The following is a 12,393-nucleotide window of genomic DNA, read 5'->3' on the forward strand; positions in this document are numbered from 1 at the left end:
ATGAGAAAGACATTATACTGTTTTCTATTTTTTTTCAGTGCTTATGCCAATGCTCAAACAAATAGCGTAGGAGATATAGCCTCAAAATTATTCCCTGCAAGCCCTGATTCCAACAATCTTATGAAATTTGAGGAGGTTCCGGTAAGTTATTATACAGGTGTTCCGGATGTAATCATCCCTTTGATATCCATTCCTACTTCGAATCCAAATGTAAGTATAGATACCTCCCTAAAATACCACCCTTTGAGTGCGAAATATGATGACAAAGCAGGAGTTGCGGGACTGGGCTGGAATGTTATTGCAGGGGGTACGATTGCTAGGACTGTAAGAGGTGGGATTGCCGACGATAGAAGTGGTAGATATAGTTCAACCGCCGCATCAGATTTAGGTATTTGGGGATTGTATGAGAAAAATCGTAATCCTTTAAATGAAAGGCTTAACGGGAATTATGGATCAATAAGCTTGCCTGAAATGAATTATTATGGAATAAGGGGAGAATATGATACCGAGTACGATCTATACCAATACAACTTCATGGGTCACACGGGACGATTTATGGTGATTTTAAACTCCTCCAATCAACTGGAGGTCAAAAAACTTGATCAAAATAATTTGAAGATTTTTTGTAATACCAATTTGAATTATATTCAGTCGAATAGTCTGACGCCCAGTCAATTTCTAATTATAGATGATATGGGGGTAAAATATTCGTTCGATGTTATTGAGACATCTTCTATATCAAATACGGTTGCCGAAAGCATCGGGTCAAACTTAGGATTTAATTTTGCAGCATATACATACAATAGCAGTTTTCATTTAGGCAATATATATGACCAAACAGATAATCTGCTTGCGGAATTTACATATTCAGAAGAAAACGCCGTACTCGAAGTTCCAGAAGAGGAACAGCTTACAAAAAGAAGTTTTATTCAATCCTATGCAAATACATGCCCCCTGGAGGATGAACTTGGTTCAAAGTCTGTTAGGACAAGGACAACTCAATTAGTGAAAAGGCTTGAGGAAATAAGAGTTTCAGGCAACAGAGTCATTAAATTCCAATATGAAGAGGGTCGTACGGATAGCAATTATGGATTAAACACAACGGGATTGAAAAAACTGACGTCTGTATCAAGTTTGATAAGAACTGAAAATGTAGGCGATAAGATTATTGATAGATACTTACTAGGGTATAAAAATATCAGTACAAAATATTATAAGAATCTTGATATTGGCTCAAGGACTGTTAGTAAATTATTTCTCGATACAGTTGATAAAATTAGAGTTCAGGACAATACCAGTCAGTTTTCATATTCCTTGAACTATGGTGGGGAGGGGAACAATCAGGTCTTCAACATCGATAACTGGGGCTATTACAAAGATGCCACTACAAATCAGATTTCAACAAAAGATGTATTGACTTCAATGATTGTTCCTACAGGAGAAAAAATAGAATACAACTATGAGGAAAATACCTATAGTCATGTACCAAGGGTTAATATTGATGAGGAAGAAGAGCGTTTGGAATTGGTTTGCGATGAGAATAGTTATACTTATGAAGATATTGACAGTGAAATATATAATCTCTCTTCTCAAAAAGTCGATTTGTTTGATATCGATCATGACCAAAATGTTAGTTTTCAATTTTCATTTACTTCACCACAAACAATATATGAGGGTAAATTAAGGCTTTTCAACTTGGACAATATTGAGACTGGGGGTGTGTTATATCCTACCTATGAAATCACGATTAGATTTTGTAACAGTTGCTTCGATGAGGAAAATAATCCTTTGGGAAATAATCTCAACTATTTTTTCTCCCGTCATCTTCCATCCGGGAGATATAAGGTAGAATTGTTGTCGGGTAATGGCTACATCGAAAATTTCCTCATGTCAAGTCATAGAAATAGAACTGAGGTAGGAACCAACTGTGGCAATAGAAAAGGCGGAGGGGTTAGAATCGCAAACATTATCAAGAAGAGTGGTGACAATTATGAATTTACCGACAAGAGGACGGATTATCTATATAAAGATGTTGATAATCCGTTATATAGCAGCGGGGCTACTGCTTACCCCGAGCCATTATTTAATTACAAGGAGATCTATACTTATGCTGGTTCTACAGTTCAGGGTAACGGAGGGTCGTACTGCAATATCTACTATAATACAGACACCAATTACAATGTTTTGCCCTTTCAAAAGACCCAAGGTGGAGATGTGGGCTACCAATATGTTACCGTGCTCAATACAGACGGGGAAAATCACATAGGAAAGACCGTCTATAAATTTACTTCGCCAAAAGATCATTATAACGAAGATATTGTAATGTATAATAGAGATTTGATGATTTTTCCTTTGCTCCCCATACGCAATCAGGATTATAAAAGAGGCTTGCTTCTGGAATCAAAAATTTATAATGAAGAAGGCAAGGTTCTTAATTTTTCCGAGAATGAATACATTTTCAATGAATTTTCCGAAAAAATAGGATACCGAATGATTGATCCTTTTTATAATAATATAGTTGCAGATCGTCAAGCTTACTACTTCGGGTTTATGAATACGAATATGACCCCGGGGTACATACCAAATCATTGGTATAATGTTGGAGGAGATATATTTTTTTTATTGTTTGATACCTATGGTAGCGCTAGAAAAAAAACATCAAAAGATATAAACTACACTTATGAGACTGGTGGTCAAAGAAACAATCAAACAATAACAAGCTATGTCTACAATTCCAACGACTATCCTACCGAGGTAAAGCAGGTGTTTCAGGACGGTGCGGAATCGATAAGTCTGACCAAATATGCCACGGAGACTAACAATACCAGTCTGATCTCAGCCAATATGATAGGGATTCCTCTGGTGACTGAAACAAAGGTTAAAAATTCCGGACATGCTGAAAGAAGAGTCTCTAAAACAGAGACGGAGTATGAAAACAAGCTTCCGAAACGTGTAAAGTCTTACCCTTTCGAGTCTGCAACGCCTTTAGAAGAGATCCGTTTCGATTCTTATGATGACCGTGGCAACCCTACGCAGTACACGGTTCGCAACATCCAGCCCGTGGCCATCGTATGGGGCTACGACAAGACGCAGCCCATTGCCAAGGTAGAAGGCGCGAACTATTCTGATATCGCGTCTATGTCAGTGTTAAGCGAGATGGTAACGGCATCTAATGCAGATGCAACAGCCACAGCCAACGCGGGTACGGAAGCCGCGCTTATCGCCAAGCAGAAAGCCTTCAGGCAGGCATTGCCAAACTTTCAGGTGACGACCTATACCTATGATCCACTGATAGGTGTCACCAGCGTTGCCCAGCCGAGCGGGCTGAGGGAGCAGTACATCTACAACCAGAACACCAACCAGCTGGAGATGATCGTGGATGCGGATGGCAAGGTGCTCAAGCAATTCAAGTACAACTATAAACATTAGGAAAGGATGAAAAATACAATATATTCAGGAATACTTCTGTTCTTAGGGCTTGTAGCACAGGCACAGAATCTTACTCCAAGTCAGAACTATGTCTACAGCCGTGTGATGCTTGAAGCAGTTGATAAAGATAACACGACCGAGCTGCAGAGCAAAAGACAACAGCAGTCCGTGACCTATTTTGACGGGATGGGTCGTCCGATACAATCCATCAGCATCAAGGCGACACCTGGGTCAAAAGATCTTGTGACACCAGTGGAATATGACGGTTTTGGAAGGCAGGTCAAAGACTTTTTGCCTTTGCCACAATTAAACGCAGTTTCTACTAATGGAGGCTATTATAACACATTCGATTCGAATACAAATGATATCGAGGATCTGTATGGGGCAACAGTACTTCATTCAACAAAACAATTAGAGGCTTCACCCCTAAGCAGGGTATTGTCGCAGGGAGCACCGGGCGTTTGGCAGGATCATCCCGTAAACTATTCCTATGGGCTGAACAATGCGTCGATAAGGAAATTTATAGCAACCCGCGATTATTTGACAAATACATCGGGAGGCATCACCATCGGAAGCTATGCCGTCAGTGACCTGTATGTGAACACTGTGGCAGACGAGGACGGCAGTCCCACCTTTGAATACAAGAATGCCAAGGGGCAGGTGATCATGATCAGAAAGCAAATCGCCCCCGGCGATCCTATAACTGTCCCACGTCCCAAGCCTGCGTTGTATGCCGATACCTACTATGTGTACAACAGCTATGACCAGCTGGCCTATGTCATCCCTCCAAAGGCTATGGGGGAAATAGGTGGTGCCACAGTGAATAGCACTATCCTGAACAACCTCTGCTACCAGTACATCTATGACAACCGCAATAGACTTGTGGAAAAGAAATTGCCGGGCAAGGGCTGGGAGTACATGGTGTATGACAGGCTTGACCGTCTGGTGGCTACGCAGGATGTCGAGATGAGAAAGCGAGAGGACTGGCTTTTTACCAAATATGACAAATTCGGGAGGGTGGTCTATACTGGAATTACTGGAGATGCAGGTTCAAGGTCCGACGTTCAGGGCTGGGTAGAGGGCATGTTCCCTAACAACTATGAGGAGAGTGGGTCCTTCTCGCAAGAGGGGCTGACGGTCGAGTACTCCAATGCCACTGCCTATCCCACCTACATCAGACAGCTTCTCACGGTAAACTATTATGATACCTATCCCTCCGGCACGCCTGCATGGTCATCTATTGCATCTCCTGCGCAAACTGTGGTCACGCATGATGTGTCGACTGACGTCAACACCAAGGGAATGCCCACGGCATCTTTTGTCAAGATCATTGGTGCGAGCGATGACAGGTGGGACAAAACGTACATGTGGTATGACGCCAAGCTGAGACCTGTCGGGACGTACACCTTGAACCATCTGGGTGGCTTCACCCGGACAGAGAACAGGCCAGACTTCTCAGGTGCTCCGCAGGAGGTCTACACGCAGCACAGCAGGGCCACCACGGCATCAACAGAGGTCAGCATCAAAGAAAGGTTTGTGTATGATGGGCAGAACAGGCTTCTGAAGCATTACCACAATGTAAACAATGCGCCGGTGGACGAACTTTTGACGGACAACGTCTATGACGAGCTAGGCAGGTTGACCAATAGGAAGGTGGGAGCTACGGCCACTCTGGGAAGCACTGCGGGCGTTCTCTCCCAGCCGTTGCAGGATATGGCGTACACATACAATGCCCTGGGCTGGATGACCGGTATCAATAAGGCCAGCATCACGACGCTCGGAGGGAAACTGTTTGCCTATGAAATAAAATACGACAACCCGACCGACGGCTCACTCAATCCGCCCCGATATAATGGCAACATCTCCGAGGTGGACTGGAACACGGGAGGTATGGGCAAAAAACGCTACGGCTACAACTACGACGGGATCAACAGGCTACTCTCTGCCAGATACCGGATCCCGGGAGTCACCTTGCCACAGCTGGGGATGTACGATGAGGAGTTGGGCTATGACGTGAACGGTAATATCACAACGCTAAAGAGATCTGCCCCAAACAATAATATTTTCAATCCCACGGCGGAGATCATCGACGATCTTTCCTATAGCTACGCAGGCAACCGTGTGACCAGCATCAGCGATGTGAGTGGCAATCCCACGGGCTATGAGGGTGGCGGGCAGAGCATCAGCTATGATGACAACGGCAGTATGACTGCCATGCCGGACAAGGAAATATCGGCTATTGGTTACAACTATCTGGCCCTGCCGGAATCGATGAATCTTCCAGGTTCTCAGACACTGAAGTACAGCTACATGGCGGACGGGAGGAAGGTGTTGAAGTCGCTGAAGGTACCGGTACGGGGAGGTCATAGTACGATCACCACCTTTTATCTGGACGGCTTCCACTACAAGATGGAGCAGGACGACCTAGGCACGATATCTACGGGCAGGTCTGCATCTGCCTTTGAGGAGACGGTATTCGTAGGTAGCGAAGCGTCTGTGGTGCGCTCTCAGCTCGTAACGCCAAGTCTGTTGTTCTTTCCAACGGCGGAAGGATTTTACGATTACGAAAATTCTAAGTATATTTACCAGTACAAAGACCATTTGGGCAATGTGAGGGTCAGCTTCACCAAAGGGACAAATGGCAGCGCAGAAGTAACAGACCGCAATGACTACTATGCCTTTGGGATGAACCAGAAGCCAAGTGATCTCACAGCGCCTACGTATGCGATTGGCGATGAATATACCAATTACAAGTACAACGGAAAGGAACTTCAGGAGACGGGGATGTATGATTATGGGGCGAGGTTCTATATGGCTGATGTGGGAAGATGGTTTGGTATAGACCCGCTAGCAGAAGTTAGCAGACGATGGAGCCCTTATGCCTATGCCTATAACAACCCAATAAGGTTCATAGACCCGGATGGGATGAAGGCGGAGGATACTTCTTCTTTATCAGATGACGATGTAGTGTATGAAGGTGGTTATGGTAGAACTTACACGCAGAAAACAGCTCCATTCAGTACATTTGAAATGGTTGGCAGGCTTAGTGAGGGTGCTGTTGATAGGATTTCTAATAGTTTAGCTGGTGGTAATTCGTCAAATGCAGGTAAATCAAGCGATACAGCAGATCCTCCTAGAAAATACCTACAAAAAAAAACTAAAGCATATTTTGGCGCAATTGAAAGTATTGATCAATATCAGCTTAATCATGCAAATTGGGTTGATGAATATCAAGGTACTATGGAATTTTTAGGCACTACGAAAGAATATTTTGATTCGGCTAGTGATAAATTAGGTGGCGCATCTATTTCAGGATTAGCTATCGATAATTTGAAAACGATAAAAGAGGTTGTTGAAAAATTTAAAAATTTTAATCCTAGCTTAGCTAGTACTGCATCTGCAATAATGGGAGTAGTTGGAACTTCAATTTCAATGGAAAGTGAAAGACTAGGCCAAATAATGGATATTTATAAAAATGCTAGTTACAGATATGACCAACTACACAAACAAAATCCTTATTTGAATAGAGGTGTTACAGTAAATGTTAATTCAGTTATTGGTACTAATGGAGGAGGATATACAAATATTTCAATCTATGATATTTCTACTCATAGATATTTAAGTGGTGGACGAATTTTACATAGAAAATAATATTAGAATGAAAATAGCAATACTACATTTAGTATATACAGTAACAGGATTAGTTATTTTTGGTTTGAGAATTTTTTATAGTATATCAAATAAAAATATTTTTGACAATATTTATAAAATATTTGACTATAAGATGCCAGAAATTAAATCTTTAATTTATTTTTATCTTATTACGACAATGCTATTTGTTAATGCATTTTTAAGAAAAAAAAATACAATGAACCATGTTATTATTATTTTTCTAATAATACTCAATTTATTTATTATAATGTTATCAATGAAAACGTGGTAAAACTGGCAATGTTCCAAAGTTAGTAATGCATATGATTTTAAATATTAACTTATTGGAAATCAGATAAAATAATAATTAATATATTTGGTAATGCCCCACGCTAGTGCGAGTGTCATGCTCGTATTTGTAATAAGCAAAAATCCAACTCAATTGAGGTTAATGTATCAGATGTGTTGATGTAATTATAAATTGTTGAAAATCAATATAATTCCGTTTAAGACTTGATAAGTATATAGAACTTGAAATAATATTTGGGTAGCAAGAGTAGAAAAAACTAGAAAATAAGCTACTTAAAATATTGAGAATCATAATAGGTGTTCCAAATCTCTTGGTATAAGTCTAATTATATTTACCAGTACAAAGACCATTTGGGCAATGTGAGGGTCAGCTTTACCAAAAGGGACCAATGGAAGCGCAGAGTTAACAGACCGCAATGACTATTATGCCTTTGGGATGAACCAGAAGCCGAGCGATCTTTCAGCGCCTACGTATGCGATTGGCGGGGAATACACCAACTACAAGTACAACGGAAAGGAACTTCAGGAGACGGGGATGTATGATTATGGGGCGAGATTCTATATGGCTGATGTGGGCAGATGGTTTGGAGTTGACCCTTTGGCAGAAATAGCAAGAAGATGGAGTCCTTATACCTATGCTTATAACAACCCAATAAGGTTTATAGATTCTGATGGGATGAAAAATGTAAGTGCTACGTCCTCCAGAGATGACGATGACATAGAGATAGACACGGGCTACAGGACTGTGACAAAGAAGACGGCTGCTTTCGGTACTGGTTGGTGGCATGGTGGGCATGCTTTCAAAAAGAGGCGCTTTGAAACTGGCGAGTAATATGTGGGGTCAGATGGAAAGTGGTGGGAGTTCTCAATCAAGTAATGGGGATGATGCTAAATCAGATAGACCACGTCCTTATCTTGTTAATAGTAGTAAACATGTAATTTTCTTTAAGCCTGAAGTGACAATGGTTATAAATGGAGTTGAATATTTAGATGGCGGTTCATATTCGTTGGAACCAGGAGAAAGTTGGTTTCACCCAATAGATGGAGTTGCTGCGCCTCATTTGAGAAGTGAAGAAGTCTTTAAATTATCAAATGGCGTACGAGCCACAGTTACAGACTCAGATATCGATAGAGATTCAAGTACTGCAAATCTCTTGGCAAAAACTTCTATGTGGGCGGGCGGTCTAGGTGTAAATAATATGAATCCCTTTGGCTCTGGAAGTAAGGCTGTATATTCAGGAGGTTGGAAGGATGAAAATTGGCTTAACGAAATATCCTAACAAAAAATTAACCAAACTATTTACAGCTGGAAATCAGGAAGTGGTAATACAACTTCAGTGCACGGCATGGGAGCGAAAAATTTGGTTAAATTATTTTATTCTGCGGGACTAATGAATGCTTCTCAATATCTTAAAAATCATCAACTTAATAAAGTTTATTATGGGAATTAAAAAAATATGTTATTTAGTTTTTAGATATTTGGTATTGACAGCATTATATTATCCTTTAGCTTATCTAATGTTTTTTCTCTTATTTTACTTTAGTGTTACGTACCATTTGGGTTACGAGCCTGATTCCAATGGACTGGATCCATATGCTCTACATCAACGTATTGAATGGTTTGAAACTTGGTCTTTAGAAATTGATAAGTGGTCAAACTTTTTATTGTTTTCGATAATGATAATTTTAATCTATGTTTTAATTTTTGCAATTTGTAGAAAAAATTTACTTAAAATAAATAAAATTCATTTTTATATGTTGCTCATAACTTTTTTTCTCTATCTTCTATCAATACAAAAGATTGGGTGGTATGTTGATTAATTAAATAATCTACTGAAATTAATAGAATTTTATAATTCTCATTATATTTACCAGTACAAGGACCATCTTGGAAATATGAGGGTAAGCTTCACTAAGGGTTCGAATGGTAATGCGGAAGTAACAGACAGGAACGACTAATACGCCTTCGGGATGAACCAGAAGCCAAGCGATCTCACAGCGACTACGTATTCGATTGGCGGTGAATATACCAACTACAAGTACAACGGAAAGGAGTTGCAGGAGACAGGAATGTATGACTATGGCGCGAGGTTTTATATGGCTGATGTTGGAATTTGGGGACAGTATCATCCGCTTGCGGAAATCACTTTCCAGCCTTATGCCTACGCCTATAATAATCCGATCTTCTACAATGATCCTACAGGTATGATAGGCGAAGATGCTGTAGATTGTTGCAAGGAAATAAAAGTACCGGGCGGGACTGTAACAGATATTCCTGGATCATATGATGTCAAGATTGATGAAGTTGTAATCAAGGCACAGCCCAAAGCATCTACACCTTCCTCCTCTTTGGGGGCGTTTATGGGTGGTGGTAATGGTGTTGTTCAAATGAATTTCCAAAATCACAAGTTAGTTCACGACCTTTTGACCCTTATGCAAATTGTGGACATTGCCACGATGGTCTATAAAATATATCGGAGGAGCAGGTGACACTTTAGGGATTTTTGAGATGCTCGGAATATGGCTCTCTAATGAAGATTCCAATGTAAAATATGCTGCAGTGCCACTGCTTGTTTTTAAAGGGCAGACAGATGATGCATTGAAGATTTTGGCGGCGGAGAAGGGGTTGTTTTCTGTTGCAGATTGGTCTAAATATCCATCTGCACTTCCAAAGCCTACAGGACCTTTTAAACTTTTGGAGGGAGCTGAATATGATGCTGCAAGAAAAGCTAATCCAGGAGCATATAAAGGAATGGAGATTCACGAGATACACCCAGTAAAATATGGAGGAAGCCCAACCGACCCTGCGAATAAAATTGCAATTCCCAGAGACTATCATCGAAAAACAGTTACTCCTTGGTGGAATAATAATATGAAATCTACTAAATAAATTAATAATATGAATGATTTTTTTGAGTACCCAAAAGATTATTTGGAATATATGGATAATAATGAAAATGAAATATACTCTGACTCCGGATTTATCGAATTATTTCCTTTAGAAGGATTAGACGCAATAAATAATGACTATGAGACGGAAATTTATGTTCCTAATTTTGTAACTATTGGTACCAATGGTGGAGGTGCGGGAATATTTATAAATAAAAATAATAATAAAATTTATTCCATCCCTTTTATAGGAATGGAGGAAAAAGATGCTGTATTACTTGCTGATTCGTTTACTGATTTTATTGACGGTTTTAAAGGAGGTGGTATAGACGTAATATAGTACTGTTCAATAGCTTGAACTCATAAAATAACAAAGCCAACTCATTTGAGTTGGCTTTGTTATTTTATGAGTAAGCTTTTTTCGATTTGTAATCCCGTATTGTAAGGTCTAGTAATTTTGGTTATCATTGCCCGGCTGCGTCAATACCCAGAATTTCAAAACAAGCTTAAATTTTTTAAATAATTGTCGTTGCAGTAACGCTTTGTAAGCACTAATAAATCTAAGAAAATCTGTTCGAAAATTCGAACTGCATCCAAACCATTTGTAATATCAAGTGGTTTGTTGCCTTCAGTTTAATTGATGATATTTCTTTCAGAAATATTTGCAGTCAACGAAATAAAAAATTGAAAATTGTCCTTCAGCAGGGATTTAAGCATGAAAATTCACGATTATTTTCTATCCTTTGGGGTTTGATTTCTAGCAATTTTGAAAAAATATTTTTCAAACCTGGATTTTCGTAAACGAAGAAAAAAAACTTTCATCAAATTTGAATTTTAATAATTTACCATTTTTAAAATTCCAAAGACCTGAAGATTAATTTTAAGCATATCCAATAAGCACACTGCTTTTACAACACCTTGCACACCCTCCTATACTCCTCAAAAGCCTTCCCAAACTCTTCCCCAGCTTCATAATGGCTGATCTGATATTCTTCATTCACACCAGTGGAGTTGGAGAATCTAAGTCTCCCATATCGAACCACTGGGATTTGATAGTTATTTTTGAATCGCTTATCAGGCGTTCCGTTCTTATTCACTTTTGCCCAGGTTTTACTCGTTACCTTTGAATCTCGTGGAACTGTGCTGGTTTCAGTGAAGCTGACGGATGAAAATGTCAGGCTAAGTTCATCGATGCCTACGATGGCAAAGTTTTGATCATTGGTGTACATCAGGACGAAGGTGGGGTAGAGATACAGATCGGCTCCGTTTATATTCTGAAAATAAAGTGCCTCGTAGTTAGATTGGATGATGGGAAGTGATCTTAGACCGAACTTCACATCTCTTCTGTTGACCAGCTTACTGGCGCTTGATCGCGTCGCCACTCGGTTGTGGTAATGTGCGCCCGTAATATCCCATATCCGGTGAGATGAACTCAAATTTTTAAAAGCATTGTACAGGCGGTCAAATTTTTTCTTCGTGGGATCATCGAATTGGATATCTATGTTGACTGCCGAGTTATCAATTACAAGTTTTGTTTCCTTGATGGCCTCTTTTTGAGCATTGATGTCTTCATTTAGTTTTGGAACAATGCTTTTGTTGATCAGGCCATAGATGAAAAGGTAGCTTGCAATTTTCTTGGTTTTGCTGTAGCTTAGAGCTGTTTTCATTTTCCTGAGGTCAGTTTGCAGTTCTGCTTTTTGCTGTTGGGCCATCAGGATAGATTCTTTTATTCCGGCCATATTCTGAGACGTGATCTCATGCAGGTCGGCACTGAATATATTATCCGATAACTCGGCGTACGAAGGTTGTGGAGTAGAATTGGATTGTGGGACTGTCCTTTGTGATGAGGGACCTGAGATTTTGTATGAGTTTGAAAATCCTAGAACATTGGTGTTCAATCTCGTTCCCGACGCTTTGATATTGAGGCTCGCACCTTTCACGCCAATACTTGTCGAGATGCCGCTTTTGCCAAAATTCAAATGAACTCCCGGGATAATTTTGATTCTTTTTCTGTAAGACCAAGCCATGAGATAGTTCTAATAGTGTTTGTGTATACAAATCTAAATCACGGCTGTTGAGAATTTTTACGGAAAACCGTATCTCATAAAATATTAA

Annotated in this window: 8 protein-coding genes; 7 read left to right on the forward strand and 1 reads right to left on the reverse strand. The window is 40.0% G+C overall.

The genetic code is table 11. From position 1 onward, the window contains the following. The 7 genes from IO90_RS07925 (at position 1) to IO90_RS07965 (ending at position 10,618) form a co-directional block, all read left to right on the forward strand. Positions 1-3,429, forward strand: coding sequence for a hypothetical protein (locus IO90_RS07925; protein ID WP_034965624.1), 3,429 nt, complete (start codon positions 1-3; stop codon positions 3,427-3,429). A gap of 6 nt (positions 3,430-3,435) precedes the next feature. Next, on the forward strand, positions 3,436-7,080 hold the full coding sequence (locus tag IO90_RS07930) for a DUF6443 domain-containing protein (RefSeq protein ID WP_051878414.1): 3,645 nt from the start codon (positions 3,436-3,438) through the stop codon (positions 7,078-7,080). A gap of 745 nt (positions 7,081-7,825) precedes the next feature. Continuing rightward, complete coding sequence (locus IO90_RS07940) at positions 7,826-8,221, forward strand: RHS repeat-associated core domain-containing protein (protein WP_034965627.1); 396 nt, start codon at positions 7,826-7,828, stop codon at positions 8,219-8,221. Continuing rightward, a complete protein-coding gene (locus tag IO90_RS07945; protein WP_131450834.1) occupies positions 8,205-8,669 on the forward strand; it encodes a hypothetical protein in 465 nt (154 codons plus the stop codon). Before IO90_RS07940 ends, IO90_RS07945 begins: the two co-directional genes overlap by 17 nt. Positions 8,670-9,360: 691 nt before the next feature. Next, on the forward strand, positions 9,361-9,879 hold the full coding sequence (locus IO90_RS07955) for an RHS repeat-associated core domain-containing protein (protein ID WP_034965631.1): 519 nt from the start codon (positions 9,361-9,363) through the stop codon (positions 9,877-9,879). Between the two features lie 19 nt (positions 9,880-9,898). Beyond that, on the forward strand, positions 9,899-10,279 hold the full coding sequence (locus tag IO90_RS07960; RefSeq protein WP_034965633.1) for a hypothetical protein: 381 nt from the start codon (positions 9,899-9,901) through the stop codon (positions 10,277-10,279). A 9-nt stretch (positions 10,280-10,288) separates the two neighbouring features. Beyond that, positions 10,289-10,618: an SMI1/KNR4 family protein gene (locus tag IO90_RS07965; protein WP_131450836.1), complete on the forward strand. Its 330-nt coding sequence runs from the start codon at positions 10,289-10,291 to the stop codon at positions 10,616-10,618. A gap of 568 nt (positions 10,619-11,186) precedes the next feature. On the opposite strand, the gene IO90_RS07970 is transcribed toward IO90_RS07965, so the two are convergent. Continuing rightward, positions 11,187-12,305 (reverse strand): DUF4236 domain-containing protein, encoded by a 1,119-nt coding sequence (locus IO90_RS07970; RefSeq protein WP_034965635.1) that lies wholly within the window; start codon positions 12,303-12,305, stop codon positions 11,187-11,189. Positions 12,306-12,393: the final 88 nt, after the last annotated feature.

Source organism: Chryseobacterium sp. FH1 (assembly GCF_000735135.1).
Taxonomy (GTDB): Bacteria; Bacteroidota; Bacteroidia; order Flavobacteriales; family Weeksellaceae; genus Epilithonimonas.

Excerpts from the sequence above, each read along its gene's own strand:
- IO90_RS07970 (WP_034965635.1), bottom strand. The coding sequence starts at position 12,305 with ATGGCTTGGTCTTACAGAAAAAGAATCAAAATTATCCCGGGAGTTCAT.
- IO90_RS07940 (WP_034965627.1), top strand. The coding sequence starts at position 7,826 with ATGAACCAGAAGCCGAGCGATCTTTCAGCGCCTACGTATGCGATTGGC.
- IO90_RS07930 (WP_051878414.1), top strand. The coding sequence starts at position 3,436 with ATGAAAAATACAATATATTCAGGAATACTTCTGTTCTTAGGGCTTGTA.
- IO90_RS07925 (WP_034965624.1), top strand. The coding sequence starts at position 1 with ATGAGAAAGACATTATACTGTTTTCTATTTTTTTTCAGTGCTTATGCC.
- IO90_RS07965 (WP_131450836.1), top strand. The coding sequence starts at position 10,289 with ATGAATGATTTTTTTGAGTACCCAAAAGATTATTTGGAATATATGGAT.
- IO90_RS07955 (WP_034965631.1), top strand. The coding sequence starts at position 9,361 with ATGAACCAGAAGCCAAGCGATCTCACAGCGACTACGTATTCGATTGGC.
- IO90_RS07960 (WP_034965633.1), top strand. The coding sequence starts at position 9,899 with ATGCTCGGAATATGGCTCTCTAATGAAGATTCCAATGTAAAATATGCT.